General features: G+C 50.0%; 17 protein-coding genes. 12 read left to right on the plus strand and 5 right to left on the minus strand.

The genetic code is table 11. From position 1 onward, the window contains the following. Positions 1 to 21: 21 nt before the first annotated feature. The 3 genes from LK436_RS06215 (at position 22) to trpS (ending at position 4,451) form a co-directional block, all read left to right on the plus strand. Positions 22 to 984, plus strand: a complete 963-nt coding sequence (locus LK436_RS06215) for a glycosyltransferase family 2 protein (RefSeq protein ID WP_008399304.1) — start codon at positions 22 to 24, stop codon at positions 982 to 984. Between the two features lie 427 nt (positions 985 to 1,411). Continuing rightward, entirely contained in the window at positions 1,412 to 3,295 is a 1,884-nt protein-coding gene (locus tag LK436_RS06220; protein ID WP_227910179.1) for a hypothetical protein, read from the plus strand. A 151-nt stretch (positions 3,296 to 3,446) separates the two neighbouring features. Further along, the gene (gene trpS, locus LK436_RS06225; RefSeq protein ID WP_044931878.1) at positions 3,447 to 4,451 is read left to right on the plus strand and encodes a tryptophan--tRNA ligase; all 1,005 of its coding nucleotides are present in this window, start codon (positions 3,447 to 3,449) and stop codon (positions 4,449 to 4,451) included. A gap of 147 nt (positions 4,452 to 4,598) precedes the next feature. Here the strand turns inward: trpS and LK436_RS06230 are convergent, their stop codons facing one another. From LK436_RS06230 to LK436_RS06240, 3 genes are all read right to left on the minus strand, one after another. Continuing rightward, positions 4,599 to 5,843 (minus strand): sensor histidine kinase, encoded by a 1,245-nt coding sequence (locus LK436_RS06230; protein WP_008399299.1) that lies wholly within the window; start codon positions 5,841 to 5,843, stop codon positions 4,599 to 4,601. Beyond that, positions 5,840 to 6,514 (minus strand): response regulator transcription factor, encoded by a 675-nt coding sequence (locus LK436_RS06235; RefSeq protein ID WP_008399298.1) that lies wholly within the window; start codon positions 6,512 to 6,514, stop codon positions 5,840 to 5,842. Before LK436_RS06235 ends, LK436_RS06230 begins: the two co-directional genes overlap by 4 nt. Before the next feature lie 125 nt (positions 6,515 to 6,639). Then, positions 6,640 to 8,019: a transposase gene (locus LK436_RS06240; RefSeq protein WP_008394736.1), complete on the minus strand. Its 1,380-nt coding sequence runs from the start codon at positions 8,017 to 8,019 to the stop codon at positions 6,640 to 6,642. Positions 8,020 to 8,452: 433 nt separating this feature from the next. On the opposite strand from LK436_RS06240, the gene dhaK reads away from it, so the two are divergent. The 4 genes from dhaK to LK436_RS06260 all read left to right on the plus strand — a co-directional run bounded on the left by dhaK (position 8,453) and on the right by LK436_RS06260 (position 11,504). Continuing rightward, positions 8,453 to 9,442 carry a dihydroxyacetone kinase subunit DhaK gene (dhaK, locus tag LK436_RS06245; RefSeq protein ID WP_015573484.1) on the plus strand — a complete coding sequence of 330 codons (990 nt, stop codon included), beginning with the start codon at positions 8,453 to 8,455 and terminating at the stop codon, positions 9,440 to 9,442. A gap of 204 nt (positions 9,443 to 9,646) precedes the next feature. After that, positions 9,647 to 10,270: a dihydroxyacetone kinase subunit DhaL gene (dhaL, locus tag LK436_RS06250; RefSeq protein ID WP_008397681.1), complete on the plus strand. Its 624-nt coding sequence runs from the start codon at positions 9,647 to 9,649 to the stop codon at positions 10,268 to 10,270. Next, on the plus strand, positions 10,270 to 10,650 hold the full coding sequence (gene dhaM / locus LK436_RS06255; protein WP_008397679.1) for a dihydroxyacetone kinase phosphoryl donor subunit DhaM: 381 nt from the start codon (positions 10,270 to 10,272) through the stop codon (positions 10,648 to 10,650). Before dhaL ends, dhaM begins: the two co-directional genes overlap by 1 nt. Before the next feature lie 62 nt (positions 10,651 to 10,712). Beyond that, positions 10,713 to 11,504, plus strand: coding sequence for a DUF6612 family protein (locus tag LK436_RS06260; protein WP_015573485.1), 792 nt, complete (start codon positions 10,713 to 10,715; stop codon positions 11,502 to 11,504). A 185-nt stretch (positions 11,505 to 11,689) separates the two neighbouring features. On the opposite strand, the gene LK436_RS06265 is transcribed toward LK436_RS06260, so the two are convergent. After that, positions 11,690 to 12,232, minus strand: coding sequence for an NADH peroxidase (locus LK436_RS06265; protein WP_008397676.1), 543 nt, complete (start codon positions 12,230 to 12,232; stop codon positions 11,690 to 11,692). A 362-nt stretch (positions 12,233 to 12,594) separates the two neighbouring features. Next, positions 12,595 to 12,990: a Fur family transcriptional regulator gene (locus LK436_RS06270; protein ID WP_008397675.1), complete on the minus strand. Its 396-nt coding sequence runs from the start codon at positions 12,988 to 12,990 to the stop codon at positions 12,595 to 12,597. A 211-nt stretch (positions 12,991 to 13,201) separates the two neighbouring features. Here LK436_RS06270 and LK436_RS06275 point away from each other — a divergent pair, with 211 nt between their 5' ends. The 5 genes from LK436_RS06275 to LK436_RS06295 all read left to right on the plus strand — a co-directional run bounded on the left by LK436_RS06275 (position 13,202) and on the right by LK436_RS06295 (position 23,183). Beyond that, positions 13,202 to 18,082, plus strand: coding sequence for a nicotinate-nicotinamide nucleotide adenylyltransferase (locus tag LK436_RS06275; protein WP_008397674.1), 4,881 nt, complete (start codon positions 13,202 to 13,204; stop codon positions 18,080 to 18,082). Positions 18,083 to 18,308: 226 nt separating this feature from the next. After that, positions 18,309 to 19,586: a hypothetical protein gene (locus LK436_RS06280; protein ID WP_008397672.1), complete on the plus strand. Its 1,278-nt coding sequence runs from the start codon at positions 18,309 to 18,311 to the stop codon at positions 19,584 to 19,586. A gap of 158 nt (positions 19,587 to 19,744) precedes the next feature. Beyond that, positions 19,745 to 20,980: a flavodoxin family protein gene (locus LK436_RS06285; RefSeq protein WP_008397671.1), complete on the plus strand. Its 1,236-nt coding sequence runs from the start codon at positions 19,745 to 19,747 to the stop codon at positions 20,978 to 20,980. 74 nt (positions 20,981 to 21,054) lie between these two features. Beyond that, the gene (locus tag LK436_RS06290; RefSeq protein ID WP_227910180.1) at positions 21,055 to 22,335 is read left to right on the plus strand and encodes a sensor histidine kinase; all 1,281 of its coding nucleotides are present in this window, start codon (positions 21,055 to 21,057) and stop codon (positions 22,333 to 22,335) included. Positions 22,336 to 22,337: 2 nt separating this feature from the next. Beyond that, positions 22,338 to 23,183: a DNA-binding domain-containing protein gene (locus LK436_RS06295; protein WP_008397668.1), complete on the plus strand. Its 846-nt coding sequence runs from the start codon at positions 22,338 to 22,340 to the stop codon at positions 23,181 to 23,183. Positions 23,184 to 23,302 lie beyond the last annotated feature (119 nt).

Raw genomic sequence — 23,302 nt, forward strand, 5'->3', positions numbered from 1 at the left:
GATAAAGGGGAGATATTTAAGATGAGAGAGACCGGAAACAGAGAACAGGGACGCATTGCAGTTCTGATTCCGTGTTATAATGAAAGCCAGACCATCGAAAAGGTTGTGAGAGATTATAAAAACGCGCTGCCGGAGGCCGATATCTATGTTTATGACAATAACTCCACAGACGGTACAGGGGAGATAGCGAAGCGGGCTGGAGCCATTGTGCGCCGGGAGTACAGGCAGGGGAAGGGAAACGTGATCCGCAGTATGTTCCGGGATATTGACGCGGACTGTTATCTGATGACGGATGGGGATGATACCTATCCGGCAGAGAATGCCAGGGAGATGGCGGACTTGATCATGAGCGGACGGGCTGATATGGTGATAGGAGATCGCCTGTCCTCCACCTATTTTACAGAAAATAAGAGACCATTTCACAATTTTGGAAACCGGATCGTGAGGGGATTGATTAACAAGTTATTTAAGAGCAATATCCATGATATCATGACGGGCTATCGGGCATTCAGTCCGCTGTTCGTAAAAAGCTTTCCCGTTCTCTCCCAGGGTTTTGAGATAGAGACAGAGATGAGTATTCATGCTTTGGACAAAAATTTTAATCTGGTGGAGATTCCTGTCTCCTACAGGGACAGGCCAGCCGGAAGCGTGTCGAAGCTGAATACTTACAGGGACGGCGTAAAGGTCCTGAGGACGATTGCGAGACTTTTTCGGGAATACCGCCCCTTTGAATTTTTTGGATGGCTGGGACTGTTCCTTTTTCTGATTGCCACAGCCTGCTTTATTCCGATCTTTTTTGGATTCCTGCACACAGGACAGGTGCTCAGGTTCCCTACTCTGATTGTGATTTCAGGGCTCTATGTGATTTCCTTCCTGCTGTGGATGTGCGGTCTGCTCCTGGACATGATTGCCAAGAAGCACAGACAGCTCTTTGAGCTGTATCTGAACCTCAGGCCAGACAGAAAACGAGAATCCGATCAATAAAGCTTTTCTGACGCCCCGCTTTGCGATAGACACAGACGGGGCTTAATTTGTGTATTGTGACAAGATCTTTTGCAGGAGAAAGAGAATGGGAGAAAGTTATTTATCAGGCCGGAATGGCCTTAGTGATGTCAAAAATAGCAGGCGCGGGGCAAAGGGAGATGGCGCGGGCGCAAAAATTTCATCAAGAAGCATCCGTCTTACCTCAAAATTATTTTATGTTTTTTTACTGTACACAGTATTTATATGGTTCTGTGAGGCTGCAGACTTATTCTGTTATCTGACAGGTCTGCCTCAGACAAGTATTCTGTCGAGAGTGTTTGCGCTTGCAGCCGCCGCAGCTTTCCACCTTTACTGGGGAAAAAGGGTTTCCTTCAGCAGTGCCTCGAAAAATCAAAAAATACTGTTTGCGGCAGGATGCCTGTTCATTATGGGCTTTTGTCTGGTGAAATGTATTTTTCCGGATTTCAGCTACGATACAGGAAATTACCATCTTTATGTGCAGGTTCCGGGATTTACGGATAATATTCACGAGAGTGTGCTGCCGGGGAGATTCCAGCTTTTTGGCTTCCGTCTGCCGGACCGTATGTTTTATCTGTTCAGAGCAGTGCTGGGTCTGAGGCTGGGAATGCTCTTTACCGGACTTGCCTTGACAGTATCGTATGCCCAGATCTGCTCCCTTTTGAACAGTTTTCTGGAGCAGATGGACAGGCCCCAGACGAAGACAGGCAGGGCGGCAGTGGGACTTCTGGCCTGTGTGCCCTTCCTTTCGCTGCTGTTTCTTCTGAAAAATGAGGTTCTCATGCAGCTGGGAACTTACATGGTGGAAATTCTGTGTCTTCCGTTTTTTATTGAGCTTCTGTCTTTTCTTCTTCAGGAAGAGGAGAGCGAAGAGAAGGCTGTCCTCTTTTGCATCCTGGGAGGCTTTTTTTTCTGCACGAAAATGACTAATATTGTGTACCTGATACCAGTACTGGTCTTATATATTATCAAAATCAGAAAAATCGTTACAGTCAGACTGTTTTTAGGCTGCCTGATTTCAGGGGCCATTCCTGTGTCTGTCTATCTGATTTATAACGGTCTTACCACCGGGAACATTGTCTATCCTTACTATAATACAATTTTTCACTCTCCATGGTTTCCGGATGCCGATTTTAAGGATGGACGCTGGGGACCAAGAGGGATGAAAGAACTTCTGCTGTGGCCTTTTTATATGCTTCTCTATCCGGATTACAGGACGTCAGAGCTGCCGACCAGATATGTACTGGATATGTGGGCCGGGTATATAGCCATAGGAATTCTTGTAATCAGCGGATTCCTTAGGGGCTGGAAAAAATACTGGAGAGAGGGGATTTTGCTGATTGTCTATGTATTCTCTCTCTACGGGTGGGCTGCGACTACAGGACACAGCAGATATCTGATGATAGGAAGCATACTGAACGCCTTAATTTTTGGCTTCTGGTATATCAGAACGGTTTCATCCATGAAGCCTGTCCGCTGCGCTGCCGGTGTTTTTCTGCTTCTGTTTTTCGCAGGACAGGTCTGCAGCAGCGGCTGGGGAACCTTACATGGCTCAGAGTGGAGCTTCAGGAGTATATCGCAGCCGGAAAAAAAGGCTAACATTTCCTGGTTTTTCCGGGACAGAGAGCTGGCCGATCAGGAGACCAGGCAGAAAATCGATGCTGTATATCTGACACAGAATAACTGGGGCGGATGGGCAGAAATGCTGGCAGAGGGAAAACCCATAGTAAATCTTCAGGCAATTCAGTTTGAGCTTCAGGATAAAGAAGAATTTTATGAGAAAGTTCATTCCTGGATGAGAGAGGGAAAACAGGTCTGGGACATGCTTCTGGAAGGGGAGGAAAACCTGCACACTTATCTGGATGGGCTGAACGGACTTGGATATTACGTGGAAGATATGGAGTATCTGGATAATTCCCTGGTGGGCTACAGAACAATGGCCATAGCCAGACTGACCATGGCCGATGGAAGGGAGAATCAGATCATCACAGCAGGGCGGGAGGAAAATTCCGCGACCGTACGGCGGCCGGCAGACCGATGCACGGTGAAAGCTCTGGCAGGCAATCCGGTCTATACAGGAGAGGGGCAGGAATTTACTCTGATTATTGAGGCCAGGGACAGCGCAGGAAATGAGCAGACTGTGAGAATTCCAATGGAGGGAAAGCAGTACAGGAAAATAGAGGCTCCTATGGACCTGTCAGGAATGGAGGAGCAGGTAGAACTAAGTGTGAGGACAGAGCCGGAGACAGTAATAGAGGCGGTAGTGAACCTGCAGCTTATCCCTGCAGAATAGAGGAATCAGAAGGGCATTTATGCCGGAAAAGGAAGAGAAACAAAGATTTCCCATCCGCGCTTTCCGTCTTGAAACCATCCCCGGTCTGTACTATAATGAAGAACAAAGCCGGAAGTCCGGCCAAACCAGACAAAAAGCAAGGAGAAAACATATGTTAGACGGAAAGAAAACACTCTTCAGCGGTATGCAGGCTACCGGAAACCTGACTCTTGGAAATTACCTGGGAGCGCTGAAGAACTGGGTTACCATAAGCGATGAGTACCAGACTTTTTTCAGTGTGGTTGATATGCACTCCATTACCGTCCGCCAGGATCCGGCGGAGCTCAGAAAGAGAGCCAGAAATCTTCTGACGCTGTATATTGCGGCAGGACTGGATCCGGAGAAGAACTGCATTTATTACCAGTCCCATGTGAGCGGACATGCGGAACTGGCGTGGATTTTAAACTGCTTCACCTACATGGGCGAGTTAAACCGTATGACGCAGTTTAAGGACAAGGCAGCCAAGCACGCGGACAATATTAACGCGGGACTTTTCACCTACCCGGTTCTGATGGCGGCAGACATTCTGCTCTATCAGGCAGATGTGGTTCCGGTGGGTATTGACCAGATGCAGCACCTGGAGCTTACAAGGGACATCGCCATCCGGTTCAACAATATTTACGGCGATGTATTTACCGTGCCGGAGGCCTATATCGGCAAGGCCGGAGCAAAGATCATGAGCCTTCAGGATCCGGCTAAGAAGATGAGTAAATCAGACGAAAATCCAAACGGAAGCATCTATCTGATGGACGATCCGGATACGATCATCCGCAAATTCAAGCGGGCGGTGACAGACTCTGAGGCCTGCGTGCGCTACTGTGACGAGCAGCCTGGCATCAAGAACCTGATCGATATTTACAGGGCCTGCACAGGAAAGACTCCGGAGGAGGTTGAGCGCGAGTTTGACGGAAAGGGATACGGAGACTTTAAGATGGCTGTGGGCGAGGCAGTTGTGGGAGTTCTTCGTCCTCTTCAGGAGAAATATGCAGAGCTCTCCAAGGATAAGGCCTACATCGACAGCGTGATTAAGACCAATGCCGAAAAGGCTCAGTATTTTTCCAGCAAGACACTGAGAAAGGTTCAGAAAAAGGTCGGCTTCCCTGAGAGAATCAGATAATAGGAAAGAAAAGGCATTCGCTTGCCAGGACAGATAAAAGGCGGTATACCCTTCTGCAGGGCGTACCGCCTTTTCGTGGTCCCATCAAAGATTTCCGCGTTTGTTTCGGGAAGCGGATGCTTCAAAAGAGCCGGTCTCCCCTTCCTGTCAGGCTGGAAACGTGACCGTGATCAGCAGAGATTTTTCATCCTGGGTAGCTGCCGATATTTTCCCCCGGTGGGCGTTTACAATAGCCAGTGCGATGGAAAGGCCGAGGCCATAGCCGCCGGTCTGGGAATTTCTGGACTGATCCGCGCGGTAAAAGCGATCAAACAGATGTTCCAGGCTTTTTCTTGAGAGAAACGGTGTTGTATTGAATACACTCAGCCGGATGCTGTTTTTCTGTTTCTCCAGTGTCAGAGAAATGCTTCCTCCCTCCTGGGAGTACTTTACCGCATTGTCCAGGAGAATGGTGATAAGCTGGCGAAGCGCCTTCTCGTCTCCACACATGGATATCATGGGCTGAATCCTGCATTCAAGAGTTTTGTTCTGCGTTTTCTCCAGGGCCAGAAAGCTCTCGGCAGCTTCCTGGGCAATGTCCGACAGGGGAAAGTCGATTTTTTCCGCCGCCGGCTGCTCCTCCATGCGGGCCAGCATAATCAGACTGTTCGTCAGCTCTGTCAGCCTTCTGGTCTGGTTCTGAATATCGCTCAGCCACTCATTGGCTCCGTAATCCATCTCCAGGATTTCCGTATCTGCATTGATAATGGTCAGCGGGGTTTTCAGCTCATGGCCGGCATCTGTGATGAAGCGCTTCTGCTTTTCGTAAGTTTCAGAAAAGGGCTTGACGATTCTGCCGGACAGAACGAACAGCAGAAGCAGAACTGCCAGCAATCCGGCCAGGGACACGCCTGCGCTGGTTAAGATAAAGGTGCGGAAGGAATCCAGCTCACGTCCCCTGTCCAAAAAGATGATATGTGTCCCTGATTCGGAGCTGCTGACGGTATACCGGTAGTCGTTTACAAAGCCCCGGGATCTGCCGGAATCCATGACAGACTGCGCGAAATTCACGGCGTCTGTGGAGTCCACGGCCGCTATTTTTCCCGTGTTTACAGAGAGGACGGTGCCGTCCTGCGCCAGGGAGACTGAGAAAAACCTCAGCTCATAGGGCAGCTCAGGAGAAAAACGGCGATCTCCTCTGTACCTGTCGGACGGGGGAGGGGGCTCTTCTGCGGGATGTTCCCGCTTCGGAAAATTGCCGCCGTTTTCAGCCAGGATTGCCAGCAGACTGTCGGCATCAGAGGTCAGCTTCCTGTAACTCAGGATGCCTGAAACGCTCAGGATCACGGCCAGGACAATCAGCAGGGAACACATGGAGGCGATAATCAGTTTTATGCGCAGTTTCCCTATCATACGGTTTCCTCCAGTGAATACCCGGCATTTCTGGAAGCCTTAATGTGGATAGTGGCGTGGAGAGCAGCCAGTTTTTTGCGCAGGTAGGAGATATATACCCATACCACATTGATTTCAGCCTCGCTGTCATAGCCCCAGATTTTCTCCATAAACCGCTCAGAAGAGATCAGACATTTGGGATTGCTCATCAGCATTTCCATCATCTGAAATTCTTTATTGGCCAGCCGATAGCTGCCGCTCGGTGTGGAAAGTTCGAAGCTTGCCCTGTTTAACACTACATTTCCCATTTGAAGCTGTGAATCGGGATGTGCTGTCTGCGTCCGCGTCATGGCACGGATCCGGGCCAGCAGTTCCCTTGAGTGGAACGGCTTTGTCAGGTAGTCATTGGCTCCGGCATCCAGTCCCAGCACCTTGTCATCGACCTCTGATTTGGCAGTCAGCAGCAGCACCGGGACCAGGCTTCCCTTTTGGCGCAGCTTCCTGAGCACGGTGATTCCGTCTATTTTAGGCATCATAATATCGAGGATGACCCCGTCGTAATTATCTGATTCCAGATATTCCAGCGCAGCCTGGCCGTCACAGACAGAGTCCACCGAATAATTATTCCGTTCCAATATGGCTGTGAGCGCTTTTGAAAGCGCAGCCTCATCTTCCGCCAGAAGCAGTCTCATGATGTCCCTCCTTTGAAAAAGCAGTTCTGAAGTTAAACATTTATTGTAAAATAACTAAAACTTCCCATACCTAAAATGGGATTCGTTCCTTGAAAATTCAATATTTCAGCTAACAAAATAGCGATTTATGCCGCTGCAGCTTCCAAATGGAGTGCTTTTCTCAGATATTCCGGCAATCTTGCTTCAAAATCAGCGGTAAAAGCATTCAGTTGCTCATCGCTTAGTTTAAAGATTCCCTGAAGACTTGCCATCAAGGCTTCCATCAGGATGCAAAGTGACCTGTTGAAAGTAATGTCTGCCATTTCATCAACAAGGAAGAAGAACAGTTCACCAAGCGTTCTCTGATCTTCATTTTGGCGCTGCTCCATTGCAAGTAACATATATCGGGTAAACACGATCGCCACATGGGCTGTCAGTGCATCATAAGATAAACTGTGGCATTCTCCAACCAGATTCAGCATGGATTTGCAGGTTTTGAAAAAGACCTCGATCTGCCAGCGCTTTCCATAAATACGGATAATCTCTTCCTCGGAAAGTGTTGTAGCTGTACAGATAAAAGCAAGCCAGTCCTTGCGGTTTGCCTTGTTCCTTACGCATACGATTTTCGCCGGAATTGGATTCGCCTTTCCTACCATAACATCAACAGAAAGCAGATACTTTGATCTGCCACGGCGCTTTTTGTTCCGGGAATAGATTTCTTTGATATTCAGCTGTTCACCACCGTACGAATATTTGATCCGGCTACTTTTCTTAATCATGGCAATCACATCCATGCCTTTTGCATGGATGGCTGTGACCTGTGCTGGATTGGAAAACCAGGAATCAAACAGGACATAATCCGCTTTCAGCCCTGCACTGAGGGCTGTATTCAGTAAAGTCATCATTGCCTCTGGTGCTTTTGTTTGGGCTAGCGCACGTCTTTTTCCTGCAAGGGTTCTGTTGTCAAAGTCCTTTACCGGGCCGATGATATTTGTATTCTTTGCAGACGCTAACAGGCAGCTGTTTACAGGGATCAGTGTGTTTCCATCACTCCAGCTTAAAGTAAGCATCCTGAAGCCCTTTTTGAAATGCATATCCGTGTGGTCAAAAACTTTTGATCCCAGTTCCGTTTTCTTACAGCTGGTACGGTTGAAAAGGCTGTCATCAATGATAAAGACATTTTTTCTTTCCGGATCTGTCAGATCACGAATGTCATGATTGACAATATCAGCTGCAAGAAGAGAAGTAAAACGAAGCCAGTTTGTTTTTGAAGAATTAAGGAAACGGTAGAAAGTGTTCTTGGAAAACGCCTCCTTAAAAGAGCCAGTCCGCTGCTGCATATACATACTTCTTCCGACAAAAATGTTGCTGAGTTTATAACGAAGCAGGGAAACAGATGAAACACCTTTTTCCTTCATTCCATTACATCTGGCAAGGAGCCTGCCAACATGATGTTTGGAAAAAAATCTCTGAACACAGTCAATTAAGTCGTTCTCAACGAAATAGTTTTGTGGTATACTGGACATGGCATAAATCTCCTTTGTAAAGATGGTTTCTAGTCAATTCCATTATACCAAACGGAACAGATTTATGCTTTTTTTATTGGCTGAAATATTGAATTATCAAGGATCAACGCACCAATATGGTGTGGGAAGTTTTAGTAAAATAATTATATCATAGGCCTTGTACTTTAAATAGAATTAAAATCGTCTTACCGGAGCGCGATTCTTTCGTTAAACTTGTAAAAAATCCAGAATGAAACAATATATTTTGTGAAATAACTGAGAAAATTTTACATATCAGGCAAATTGACTATTGAACAGATCTCGGTGCTTTTCTATAATAGACAGTAGCATAGTCCGGGGAAAGGGATAGTCCCGAGCGAAAGCGAGAGAGCGGGGGACTCCGGGCATAAAGGCTGCCTTATAAAAATTCTTCAGAAGATTGGAGGAAATGGCTATGAAGAAAATTATCAACAGTGTGGAGCAGGTGGAGAATGAGATGGTCCTTGGCATGGCTAAGGCTTACCCGCAGTACGTGAGAAAGCTGGACTGCGGCAATGTGGTGGTGCGCGCTCACAAGAAGGAGGGCAAGGTAGCCCTGATCAGCGGCGGCGGCAGCGGCCATGAGCCGGCTCACGGCGGATATGTGGGAGAGGGAATGCTGGATGCGGCTGTCTCCGGCGCTGTTTTCACTTCACCGACGCCAGACCAGATTTTTGAGGGAATCAAGGCTGTCGCTACGGACAAGGGCGTGCTTATGGTAATCAAGAATTACACCGGAGATGTGATGAATTTCGAGATGGCCGGAGAGATGGCTCAGATGGAGGGAATCAAGGTAGCCCAGGTTGTTGTAAATGATGACGTGGCAGTAAAGGACAGCCTCTATACAGTGGGACGAAGAGGCGTGGCCGGCACTGTGTTCGTGCATAAGATCGCAGGTGCCAAGGCTGAGACTGGGGCTTCCCTTGAGGAAGTGCAGGCAGTGGCTCAGAAGGTGATCGACAATGTGAGAACCATGGGTATGGCAATCCGTCCCTGCACGGTTCCGGCAGCAGGCCAGCCGGGCTTCGAACTGAGAGATGACGAGATGGAGGTGGGAATCGGCATCCACGGTGAGCCGGGAACCCACAGAGAGCCATTGAAGAAGGCAGATGAGATCGTGGATCTGCTTCTCGACAAGATTCTGGCAGATCTGGACTACAGCGGGAAAGAGGTAGCTGTGATGATTAACGGCGCAGGAGCAACCCCGCTGATGGAGCTGTTCATTGTAAATAACCATCTCTCAGACGTTCTGGCAGAAAAAGGTATTAAGGTGTATAAGACACTGGTAGGCGAGTATATGACATCCATCGAGATGGAGGGCTTTTCCATTTCCCTGTTAAGGCTGGATGACGAGTTAAAGGAACTGCTGGACGCCAAGGCAGACACGCCGGCTTTCAAGGCATAAGGGCAGTCTGCCGGGACTAAGGCAGATAGAGCGAGGATGGCAGGGCAGGAGAAGCGGCAGAAGGCTTCTCCTGCTTTTCAGCAATAAATAAGGCAGAGAAGAAACTATCACGCCCCAAAACCCACCAGGGTCAGTGCAAAAAACAGGGACAGGAGCGCACATTCCGGCATCCCTGAAAACAGAAAGACAGGAGTTGAAAACAAAATGACAGACAGCAAAAAGGTAATAGAACTGCTCGAAAAAATCGGGGATAAAATTATAGAGGAAAAAGAGTTTCTGACAGAGCTCGACAAGCCTATCGGAGACTGCGATCACGGGATCAACATGGCCAGAGGATTCACAGAGGTGAAGAAAAAGCTGGAAACCATGGCAGACAGCGATCTGGGAACCATTTTCAAGACAGCAGGGATGACTCTCGTATCTACGGTGGGAGGCTCTGCAGGCCCCCTCTATGGAACAGCCTTCATGAAAATGGGCATGGTTTTAAACGGAAAAAAGGAGATGAGCTTTGACGAGTTTATCGCAGCCTTTGAGGCGGCTGTGGAGGGCGTTAAGCAGAGGGGAAAATCAGATAAGGGTGAAAAGACCATGCTGGATGCCATGATTCCGGCTCTTGAGGCTATCCGGCAGACCTACGGGGAAACGAAGGATGCGCAGAGCGCATGGAAGGCAGGGACAAGGGCGGCAGAAGACGGAGTAGAATACACAAAGACGATCATCGCCACCAAGGGAAGAGCCAGCTATGTAGGCGAGAGAAGCATCGGCCACCAGGATCCGGGTGCTACGTCCTTTACCTTTATGATGGAAACTGTGGAGGAGGCTTTGTAATGGTAGGAATTGTCATTGTTTCACACAGCAGGAACCTGGCCGACAGCGTGGTGGAGTTTACCGGGCTGATGGCGGCGGACGCCAAAATTGCGGCAGCAGGAGGCATGGAGGACGGCAGTTTCGGAACCAGTTTTGAGAAGATCCAGAAGGCTGTTGAGAGCGTTTACTCGGAGGATGGGGTAATCATCCTTATGGATATGGGAAGCGCCGTCATGACGACAGAGATGGTCATCGAAATGTTTGATCCGGAGAAGGTTAAGATGGCAGACTGTCCCCTGGTGGAAGGTGCGGTGGTTGCAACCATCGACGCTGTCAGCGGCATGAAGCTGGAGGAGATCACGGAGGCGCTGAAAGCTGTGGGTTCCACCCCGAAATTTTGATGGCGCCCAGAGTGTACACTGGCTTAGGAAGGCAGAAGTCTGCTGGTATGAGGAGGGGAATGATGAAAAAGATAAGACAGATGGCAGCGGCAGTTATGGCTGGGGCCATGCTTGCGGCGGCCGTTACAGGCTGTGCGGGAAAGCAGGACCCAAAAGAAGTTTATGATGCGGCAGTTGCCAAAAATGCAGCTCTTGAGAGTGTGGATGTGGATGCAGATATGAAAATTGGCCTTACTATGGGAGAGGAAAACATGGAGGTGGAAGTAGCTACCAATATTAAGGCAGATCAGTCGGATAAGGAGCACTTAAAGTACCTGACTACCGCTTCCACGACGCTTCAGGGTCAGAGCATTGAAACCACAGCCTTCTATACAGACGGCTATTACTATATGGATGCAGCCGGGCAGAAGCTCAAATATCCTATGGATGTGGAAGAGATGATAAAGACCATTGAGGACAGTGTGGGAACTGCAGAGATGACCTCTGACAGCATGGAATCCATTGAGCTGAAAGAGGATGGCGATAACAGGATTCTCACATTTACCGCAGATCCGGAAAAGATGAGCGGTTACCTGGACGAAGTGATGGGCTCTCTGGGAGACATGGGCGCGCTGGGTGATGTAAATATGACCATAGACTCTGCGTCCGGTGAGTATACGATCAATAAGGACGGATATTACACAGATATGAAGATGGACATGGCCATCACCATGGAGGCTGCAGGCAGTACCATGAACATGACGATCGGAATGACAGGCTCATACAACAATCCGGGACAGGCGGTAGAGGTGACCATACCTGACACGGAAGGATATACGGAGATCGATCCGGCTCTGATGGGCGCGGGGCAGTAGTCAGCGGCTCAGGCAGGTTCTTTCTGTTTTACAGGCACAGGAAGGAAAGAGAGATAAAAATAAAGCCGAACAGGAGAAAGAATGATTCCCTGTCCGGCTTTATTTTTATCAGCGCGCAGGCAGCGCACTGTCATAAACCATGATATCTGTCTGCCGTCTTTCCTGACGGTATGAGGCAGTTTTTATTAGCCAAAGTATCTCTCAAGCAGTCCCTTGAATGCCTTGCCGTGTCTTGCCTCGTCGCGTGCCATCTCATGAACTGTGTCATGGATTGCGTCAAGATTTGCAGCCTTTGCACGCTTTGCCAGGTCAAACTTTCCTGCTGTAGCGCCGTTCTCAGCCTCAACTCTCATCTCAAGGTTCTTCTTTGTGCTGTCTGTTAATACCTCACCAAGAAGCTCAGCAAACTTTGCAGCGTGCTCTGCCTCCTCGTAGGCAGCCTTCTCCCAGTATAAGCCGATCTCCGGATAGCCCTCTCTGTGAGCAACTCTTGCCATAGCCAGGTACATGCCGACTTCCTTGCACTCGCCCTCGTAGTTAGCTCTTAAGTCCTCCATGATGTCCTCACTTGCGCCCTGGGCAACGCCTACTACATGCTCAGCAGCCCATGCCATGTCAGCAGCCTGCTCCTGGAATTTGGAAGCCGGAGCGCCGCAAACCGGACACTTCTCCGGAGCTGCATCTCCCTCGTGAACATAGCCGCATACTGTACAGACAAATTTTTTCATAGATTATACTCTCCTTTTCATATATAAAAATGTTTATTGGGTTCTCTCATCAAGCTGTTTCTGCATGCCGGACTGTGCGTCCGCCAAATAAAACAGTAATGATTACTGATATTAAGTTATCACAAGAAAGAGATTTTGTCAACACTTGTTTTAAAGTTTATATAAATTTTAGGTATTGCTCAGATATTTGTCCCGCTGCCAGGGCGTCAGAGAAAGAACACAGCAGGCGCTGAAAAATAAAAATCTGAGGAATAAAAAACAGGACCCCACTCCCTGCAAAACAGACGCCCAGGCAAAATTCTGTCAGTAATCTTTCCTTTCCCGGCGGCCGGGGCGCAGTTTACAAAGGGCGGAATCCTGTGTCAATGGGTGTCGTTTCTCAGACACTCTCCGCAGGTCCCGTAAAAGAAGACCGTGTGCTCTTCTACTGTACCGTCAAGGCAGGCTCTGGCCTTGTCTTCCAGGGCAGGCTCTGCGGCCATGGGAAGATCCAGTATCCGTCCGCATTTCCTGCAGACATAGTGATAGTGGGGCGAGGTATCATAATCAAAGTGGTCTGTTCCGTCTCCACAGGAGAACTTGCGGATCTCGCCCAGCTCCACTAGAAGGTTCAGATTGCGGTAGACAGTTCCGAGACTGATATTTGGAAACTGTTCACGGATGCTGGTGTACAGGGCATCGGCTGTAGGATGATCCCTGCGGCCCATAAGACAGGCCTTGATGGATTCCCGCTGGCGGCTATACTTAAGAGTTTTCATAAGCAGCTCCTTCCTTCAAGCTCATCGCTGATCTGGCGCAGCTCCAGTTACAAAAGATAGTGATAATAGTTACTATTTCATTTTGCACCATAAAAAAGCATTTGTCAATTATTTTTTTACGTGTTTTTCAGGTTGTTTTTTCTTGTGATTAGTTGGACATAAAACACGTTAGTGGTATAATAGACCATATGATATTTACGGGAGGTACGGGATGAGTAAAAAACAGGTGCGTCAGATGATTGAAGAGCTGACTTTGAAGCTGTGTGCGCGGGAATTTCTGGCAGCGTCAAACCTCAGCAGGGAGAGCGTTCAGATGCTGATGAACAGGGAATACTGGGAAGGGCAGTTTGGCCGCATTTTTCCTATTAAAAGAAGAATTCAGTGTCAGGAGATCTACGAGATCTGCCGGGAACCCATGAGCCTGATTGGCCGGGAGCCGAGAGAAGGGTGGATGAAGTTTACCTATCAGTATGTGTGCCATATCCTGTATCCCGATGAGGAGTTTACAGAGAAAGCGGAAAATTACTCTGCGGGGGCCCTGTTCTATCTGGCTGTGCTTCAGTTTATTTTTGATAAGGAGCGGGAGGCTCTCCCCTTTGAGCCGATGGTGGACTTTGATTTTCTCCCCCCGGAGGAGGCGGAAAAATACGAGTCCAGCAGAGAATATAAGAAATTCAGGGAAGCGTTTAGCAGGGAATACGTGTATGAGATGATGAGGCTCAATGCAGAGGTTACCCCGTTTCGCACCCTTGAGCACATCGCAGGTGTCCACCATGTGGCCATGACCATGGCCAGAGGGCTTTACGCTGCAGGCGTTCCCATCGACCTGACCCTCACAAGCGGCGCGGCGGCAGGCCATGATCTGGGAAAATTTGGCTGCAAGCCCAATGAGCGGGTGCCGTATCTTCACTATTATTATACGAACCAGTGGTTCAACAATCACCATATGGAGTACATCGGCCACATTGCCGCCAACCACTCTACCTGGGATCTGGAGCCGGAAAATCTTTCTGTGGAATCCCTGGTGCTGATCTATTCTGATTTCCGCGTAAAGCAGAGCCGGGGCGAGGACGGGCGGGAGATTACCTATATTTCAAGCCTTGATGAGGCCTTCGAGATTATCCTCTCAAAGCTGGACAATGTGGATGAGAATAAATTAAACCGCTACCGTTTCGTCTATGCGAGACTTCACGACTTTGAGGATTACATGAGATCGCTGGGAGTGGATGTGAACCTGGACGGAAAGCCGGAGAAGACCCCTCCCATGCCGGATATTTCCCTGAGGAATACAGAGCAGATCGTCGATTCCCTGGTATTCATGGGCGTAGAGCACAACATTGACGTCATGCACCGGATGGGGGCAGAGCGGCAGTTCGGAAACCTTCTGGAGGCAGCCAGAAGCGAGAAGAGCTGGAAGAATGTGCGGGCCTACCTGAATATCTTCGAGGAATATTTCCCCTACACAAATGACATTCAGAAGGAGCAGACCTTAAGCTTCCTCTATGAGCTTCTCATGCACAAGGAGGGAGATATCCGCACTCAGGCAGCCCGGCTTATGGGAAATGTGATTGCCCAGTTCAATGCAGGATACCGCAAGGAACGCCCGGCAAATATGCCGGACATAGCGGATCAGAAGGCAATGGAGCTGTGGAACACCTATCTGTCCATGATTATCTGTCCGGATCACAAGCTGACCGTTCAGCACAAGCGCAGGATTGGCTATAATCTGAAGGAGGTTCTGTCCTCTATGACAGAGCATGCCACGGCCTCTGATATAGGAGGATTTTTGAGCGCATTTCTCAGGTGGTATAAAAACCCTGAGGAGAGGGAGAGCGGGGAGGCCTTTGTGCTTCTTGACGCCCTTCACAACATGCCCTTTCACCTGTTAAGCCCGGAGGATATGGAACGGCTGGCAGGCTTTGCATGTTACTATGCGGTTCTCAGGGAGAACAGCTTTGAGGGACTTGTCATTGCGGCCTGGAGAGCCTTTAAGCTGATTACTGCAGAGATCCCCGATGCCCCCTGCTGTCAGGAGATCGGACGGATTGTGGAGGAGGAAGCTGAGCGTGTATTTTCCGGGGAGTGCGACCTTTCCTCCGGAGACAACATCAGCCGGATTTTCCTGCAGTACCGGGTGCTCTCCAATCTGGGACGGGATACGTCACGCCAGGAGGCGGTGATCTACGGGAGGGATGTAGTCTCCGATATTTTCCTGGACAACCTGAAGATGGCTACGCCGTGGGTGTTAAAGGCTGTGAATATCAAGCTGCTGGCAGATCAGGTGGACCACGGGAAATCCGAGCACATTCTGCACATTGCAGCTCATCTGTCCAACCTGATTAAGGTCAGCGAGTTCGTGGTGGTTCGCCACGATGCGGGAAGAGCCCTGCTGCGGCTTGCACCTCTTCTGACACCGGATCAGAGAAACGAGATTGCCGTAGAGCTCCTGAAGGGCCTGGAGGTGGGAGAGTATGAGTTTTCCAAATATATCCCCGAATATCTGGGCCAGCTCTCTCTCTGGCTTCCGCCTGAGCAGCTGGAGGAGGTGTTAAGCTACCTCCGCGGCCTGATGGCAAACGCCAATGACCGTGTGGTTTCCGTGGCTCTCGACACGGTGGGCGTGCTGACAGAGTATTATCCCTGCTATCAGGAGCGGTTTGAGGAGGATGAAAAAGAGAGGGAAAGCCGTCTGGGACGGCTGCTGGGAATGGTGCTTGGCGGACTTGCCAACCACAGGGAGACGGTGCGCCAGGAGGCTCTCCTTGTGACGGGACAGTATATTTTTGGCTCCAAAAGGCTGAGCGACCATGAAAAAATGAAGATTTTTGCCCTCAGCCACAAAAAACTGCTCTTCCTCATCAATGAAAACCGGGGCGGGGAGCTGACCGCCTTCTACAGGGCATCAGCGCTCTCCAACATCTGCCGGTTCATCACGGCCTACCGCTTGACAATCGGCGAGATGCAGATTGAGGAGAGAGAAAAGGTAGCCTTTTTCCCGGGAACCTTTGACCCGTTCAACCTCTCCCACAAGGGAATTGTGAGGGAGATCCGGGATCTGGGTTATGAGGTCTATCTGGCTGTAGACGAGTTCTCCTGGTCCAAAAAGACGCAGCCCCACCTGATCCGCCGTCAGATTGTCAATATGTCTGTGGCTGACGAGTTCCATGTCAACCTGTTCCCCGATGACATTCCGGTGAATATTGCAAACCCCTCTGACCTGAGAAGGCTGAAGGAGGTATTTGCAGGGCGCAAGGTCTATGTGGTGGTGGGAAGCGATGTGATCGCCAACGCCTCCTCTTACCGGAAGCCGCCGGAGAAGGATTCCATCCACTCCATGAACCATATTGCCTTCCGCCGGGTGGGCGACAGGAGAATCGACAACAAATTCAACAGAGAGATGATGGACCTGATCACAGGGGAACTGATCGAGCTGGAGCTTCCGGAATATCTGGAAGACATCAGTTCCACCAGAATCAGGGAGAACATCGATCTGAACCGGGATATTTCAAACCTTATCGATCCGGTTGTGCAGGAGTATATTTATTTCAACAGCCTTTATCTGAGAGAACCGGAGTATAAGCCGATCCTGAGGGCCAGAGCCATCGGGTTTGAGGAGACGAAGGAGCTTCAGCCGGAGGACGAGGATGCGGTATGGGAGCGTATTCTGACAGAAGAGCAGGACAGGAGAACGGTTTTCGACAGGCTGAAGGAAGGGGACGGCAGCTTTCTCCTCCTCAGAAATACGGTGGAGGACAACCGCCTGGTGGGCCTTCTGAAAATGCGCTATGTAGTGCCGGAGGAACTGCTCCGCGTGCTGGGAAGCGTGAAAATGGCCGATATGGTCAGAAACCATACCCTGGGAAGCATACTCCTGATCACCGGGATTTATGCGGAGCCTGACAGCTCCATCCATGATCCGGAGCAGCTTCTTCTGACGGAAGCCCTGGCCCACTCTCTGGAAAAGAGGTGCAGCTATGCTATGTTCCTACCGGCATCAGAGCCGAGTCAGGCAGCTCTCGGCGCTGTGACCCGCCAGGGCTTTGTAAAGGCCGATGGCTTCGAGGGGGACAGGAGGCTCTGGATCGTAGATATGCATGCCCCCCTTGTACTGGTTCAGAACCTGGAAACTACTGTGAAGGAACCGTTTTCCAGCAATCCCCGGATCTTAAATGCCATCTATAAGGCCCACAGAGAGCTTCAGGAGGCCATGACAAAGTTTTATCCCGGCGAGCTGGTTCTCTCCCTGTCTGCCAGTGTGATTTACCACCGTCTGGTGGATAAAATTACTCAGATTAATGAGGTGCCGGGAGAGCCCACAGAGCCGCGGGTGCTGGGAAAGTGTATGTGCGCGCCCTTTGGAAAGATTCTGAGGGGAAAGGTAGTGCCCAATACGGTGACAAAGACGATCCACACCGACAAGGTTTACGAGCCGGATCTGGACAGCTACTCCATCGAGGCCTTCCCCTACTATTCACCGCTCAGAAGCCAGGTGAGGGCCATTAAATCCTTTAACCGGCCGGTCATTCTCGTAGACGACCTGCTTCACAAGGGCGGCAGATTTGAGGCCCTGGAGCCTCTTCTCAAAGAAGAAGGGGTAGAGGTAAAGAAGGTGCTTCTCGGCATGATCTCCGGCTACGGACGGGACGCCATTGCTACAAAGGGCTTTGAGGCGGACAGCATTTATTTTATACCGAATTTGAAATTCTGGTTTGTGGAGTCCACTCTCTATCCGTTCATCGGAGGCGATACGGTGCGGCGCGATACAATGAAGGTGGCAGGCCTGATGCCGTCGGTGAACATTGTGCTGCCCTACATGGTGCCTCCGTTAAAGGGATGCAGCGAGGAGTCACTTTTTGAATTCTCTGCCTGCTGCATCAGAAACTCCAGGGACATCCTTTTGGCTCTGGAATCCGAGTACAGGGCTTTATTTGGAAGAAATCTGACGCTTTCCAGGCTTTCCGAGGCGGTAATCCTGCCGCTGTGTCCTGACAAGGGCGAATGCGTAAATTATGATCCAAACCTGGCAGCGTCTGTTTACCTGGACAATGACCTGGAAATGCTTTACCGGATCAGCAAGCTGAAAAAGCTTTAGGGCATGTCAGACCTTGGGCGAAAGAGACAGGAGTGTACACAAATATGCAGCAATATACAGAAATATACAGATAGAAGAGACCGCAGATCATACAGCCGGACAGGCAGCAGCGAAAACGGCATAAGTGGCGTCGGCTGGAAGCAACAGGAGACAAGAGAGATTATCAGAATAGAAGAGAGTCATCAGACAGGAAAAATCGTCAGGAAGAAAAAGAGGAGGAAAAGGTATGTATTACTATCGCGTCAATGGAACACTCTGCTGCAGTCTGAACGGGGAGCTTGACTTTCCCAGGGAGGAGCTTTATGGAAGGGGAACAGACGGGAAGGCAGCCAGGGAGAAGGCTGTACAGGAGGAAGAGCTTGTATTCCTGTTTGAACGCTCTCCGAAAAACTGCAGGGCTTCTTTCAAGGTGACAGATCCGGCTCTTATCTATCAGGAGAGGGAGGATGTGTCCTGGCTCAATAAAAATGCTCTGGGAGACGGGATGTGCGACGAGATCATGGACTCCTTCATCCAGGCCGGAAAGATGAGAGCTGTCAATCTGCAGCACCCTGCATTTGAGGAGATCCTGGCAGAAAAGCCGAAAGCGGGCAAGAAGAGAGTGCATGTGCTGGCTATCGGAGACGTGGGGAGTACGCTGCTTACGGGACTCCACCTGCTGGGAGGGGACGTGATAAGCTCCATCGGCATCTGCGACATTTCCGATCAGGTGACAGCCCGCTGGGAGTTTGAGGAAAACCAGATAGCCTATCCGTGGGACTATGATGCGCTGCCGGAGGTGGATATCGTACAGCCGGAGGATCTGTTTAAGTGCGATGTGTTCGTATTTGTGGCCTCCAAGGGAATACCGCCGGTAGGCTCCGGTGTCAAAGACGTGAGAATGTACCAGTTTGAGAACAACTCAAAGATTGTCTCCCAGTATGCCCGCCAGGCCAGGAAGGAGCAGTTTAAGGGGCTGTTTGCCGTTGTGTCCGACCCGGTGGATCCGCTGGCGAAGGCGGCTTATCTGGCAAGCAACACCGATGAAAACGGGAATTTTGACCAGAAGGGACTGCGTCCGGAACAGATTCAGGGCTTTGGGCTCGGCGTCATGAACGCGAGAGCCGCCTACTATGCAAAGAGAGATGAGCGGTTCAAACAGTTTCTCACAGAAGGCCGCAGCTTCGGTCCCCACGGACAGGATCTGGTGGTAGCCGATTCTATCGAAAACTATAATGACGAGCTGTCAAAGGAGCTGACAAACCTGACAGTGACGGCGAATCTCCATATGCGCGCCATCGGGTACAAGCCGTTTGTGGCTCCGGCCTATTCTTCCGGCGCCATCTCTCTGATTCTGACCCTGCGGGGAGAGTGGCACTGCGGCTCGGTGTTCCTGGGAGGAATCTTTATGGGGGTTAAGAATCGATATACAGCCCACGGACTGGAGACGGAAATCCTGCCTCTGCCGGATGCCCTGTATGAAAGAATTGTAACTGCGCAGAATAACCTGAAAGCAGTCATCTAGGAAAATAGGAAAAACGCAATACAGAAGGGTGAGACAGAAAAATAAGGCAATTGACGGACACCGGGCATGCTCCCGGTGTCTTGATTTACGCGGGCTGTGAGCCAGACGAATATGGCTGCAGATTCACGCTGTAGAGAGCAGAAAGGAAGGCGCAGGCTGTGAAGCAGGTTTTGGGCAGAGCAGAAGAAGACGAAAAAACGGCAGAGGAAAAGATAACGGCAGAAGAAAAGAAAATAGGGGAACGAAAGAGCCGGGAGGGCGCAGAGGGTGTCCGGCAGATTCTTGTCATCCGGCCCTGTGAGCCGGGGAGAGAGGAAAACAGAAGATTGACAGGGGTGCTTGAAACGGCCCTTGAGGGAATTGCATACAGGGAAGTCACACAGGTTTCTGAACTGGAAGAGACGCAGATTCTGCGCTCAGGCCCTGGGCTTGTGCTCTTTGCCCTGGATCTGGGCCGGGATGGGATTAATCTGGAATACATCCGGCTGCTGGGCTGGCTGCGCCTCCATCCAGCCGGTCTTGACGGCTGGGTTGGGGGCGTGGTGGCAGATGCAGACAGCGATCTGTACACGAAATCGGCGGCCAGGGAGCTGGTGTTTACGGCCAACTGTTCCGGCTGCGCCTTCGTGGGGCGTCCTCTGGTGGAGGGTACGAGGACCCTGTCGAACTTTTCCATTGTCGCCTCCAACATGGGAACCAATCTGGACGACGCCTATGTAAAAAGTGTGAGAATCCTCGCAGAGCAGCTTATGGACAGCGCAGAGAACAAACGTGGGCGCAGCCGGAAGGAGGAGGGAGAGCCCGGCCGGCCCAGGCTTCTTGTACTCCATGCATCCAGCCACAAAAACTCCAACACCTATGCGGTGTGGAACGGCGTGAAGAGCCAGCTTCCAGGCATTTCCGTCAGGGAGCTTGGGCTCAGGAACGGAACGCTCTCAGACTGTTCCGGCTGCCCCTACAAAATGTGCCTGCACTTTGGGGAGCAGGGAAGCTGCTTCTATGGAGGAGTCATGGTGGAGGATGTCTATCCGGCCGTCAGGGAGGCTGACGCTGTTTTGCTTCTTGCCCCCAATTACAATGATGCCCTTTCCGCTAATCTGACCGCCTTTATTAACCGCCTGACTGCTCTGTTTCGCACAACCAGATTTTATGACAAACAGCTGTTTGGAATCGTGGTCTCGGGATATTCGGGAAGTGATCTCATTGCAGAACAGATGATAGCTGCCCTCAACATGAACAAAACCTTTTATCTTCCCGGTCATTTTGCCATGATGGAAACGGCGAACCAGGCGGGGGAAGCTATGGCTCTGCCGGGCATAGAGGAGCGGATGAAGAAATTTGCACAGGTGATACGGGACAGCCTGCTGTCTGAAAAGAGCAGATGGCAAAGTTAATAACTTTACAGATGTGCAAAAAAGAAGTATACTAAGGAATGACATTTATTTATCAAATTCAGGGAGCCTGGTATATGACCGCAAGACAATGGAAGAAAACGCTGATTATCGGCGCAGTGATCGCACTTACGTCCCAGCTGTACTGGGATGTGTTTCTCGACTATTTCCGTATCTCCACTTCTGTCATTCTGCTTCCTGTTCTTCTGATGACAGTGGGCATGGAGCTTCACACGCTGACAACCTGTTTTGTCACCTCAGCCATCATCTTTGCTGTCCGCTTTCTGATTCAGATGTGGTATGGCAACCTGGCAGGAGAGACCGTGCTCCTGCTCCTTCCCAATGCCCTGTTCTATATAAGCTACGGGATTATCTTTAAGCTGGCCCTCGGAAACCGGCGGATTGCCACATTGAAAAAGGTGGTTACCGCAATCTTTCTGGCTGACTTGGGCGCCAATATAATAGAGGCTGAAGTACAGGAGTTTCTGCAGTTTGGAAGGCTGAATGCAGATATTATCAAATACCTGGCTGCAATCGCGTTTATCAGGACGGTAATCGCTGGGCTGATACTTCTGGGAGAACAGCAGTACCGGGCTCTGCTTAAGCGGACAGAGCACGAGCAGCGCTATCAGAGACTGTTTCTCATGACAACAGGACTGAAAAATGAGATCTATTTCATGAGAAAAAATTCAGAGGAGATAGAGTCTGTGATGGCCAATGCGTACCGCCTGTATGAAAAGCTGTCAGAACAGGGACTTCCCGAGGAGATGAAACAGATGTCGCTGGCGATTGCCAGAGATGTACATGAGATCAAAAAGGATTACTTCCGCATTATACAGGGAATCGAGCAGGAGATTGGGGACGAGTACGACGAAGAAAAGATGAGTTTTCACGATTTGCTCCAGATTCTGGAGGCCTCTACCTATCACGCCATCAGGGATAAGAGGCTGAATATCCGCCTGATTTTCGACTGCCGCGATAACTTTATCACGCGGGAACATTATGCTCTCATGGCAGTTCTTAAAAATCTGGTCAACAATGCGATTGAGGCCATCGAGAGCGGAAGCAGGTCGGGAGAAGTGAAAATTCTGGAAAGAAAGTCAGGCGACAGGTATCTGTTCGAGGTAGCGGACGACGGGCCGGGCATCTCAGCCCGCCACCTGCCGAATATTTTTCAGATGGGATATTCAACAAAGTTCGATTACAAGACAGGCAATATCTACCGGGGCGTGGGACTCTGGGGTGTCAAAAATACGGTGGAAGAACAATTTAAGGGAACGATAGAGGTGGTTTCCAACCCGGGCCAGGGAACGAGGTTTCTGGTAGAAATCCCTGCAGAGATATTGGAGGAGTCATAAATATGGAAATTTACATAGTAGAAGATGACATTTCAGTGATCAACGTCCTGGAAGATATTATAGAGAGCAATGGGCTGGGGACGGTATGCGGAAATTCCGGGGGACGTCCTGCAGATCCGGCAGAGGTAGCCAGGCTGAATCCGGATGTGGTTTTAGTGGATTTTCTCATGCCTGAGAAAGACGGAATCCAGTTTGTCAGAGAGCTTAAGGCAGCCGGAAGCACAGCGAGATGTATTATGATCTCCCAGGTGTCTGCAAAGGATCTGATTGGAAAGGCCTACAGCGCGGGAATCGATTTTTTTATCAGCAAGCCAATTAATATTATAGAAGTAAAGTCAGTGATTGAGAATGTAGAGCGCCAGATTCAGAATGAGAGAACTCTTTCCAATATCAGGAAGATGTTTATGGCCGAGATGAATGAGATGCCCAAGGAGAAGCAGAAGAATGACGCCTATGTGAAGAAGCTGCAGCTGATCTTAAACCGCATCGGCATGTCGGGGGAAAAAGGATGTGATGATATAATCAAAATCTGCCAGTATCTTCACGCCAACAAAAAGCCCATCTCTCAGGTGAGCATCGGACAGCTCTGCGAACTGCTGAGCAATGCGCCTAAAAACATGGAACAGAGGGTAAGGCGGGCAATTGCAGTGGGGATGGCAAACCTGGCACATATGGGGATTGAGGATTTCATGAATGACACCTTCACCGCATACTCAGGAACCCTGTTTCCCTTTGAGGAAATACGGGCTGAGATGGACTGCATCCGCGGAAAACGAAAATATGGCGGAAAGGTCAGTATTAAAAAATTTATTGACAGTCTGATGCTGACTGCTGACAGGGAGAGCTGACAGAATGAGCTCTCCCTTCGCTTTTTGTCCGTTTGGAATGCTCTCTTCTGTTTTTGGCAGATGCCAGGCAGAAAGTGGGAAACCCGGAAAAACATCGGATAAGTGGGTTCTGGATCTAT

This window comes from Clostridium sp. M62/1 (genome assembly GCF_020736365.1).
Taxonomy (GTDB): Bacteria; Bacillota; Clostridia; order Lachnospirales; family Lachnospiraceae; genus Otoolea; species Otoolea saccharolyticum_A.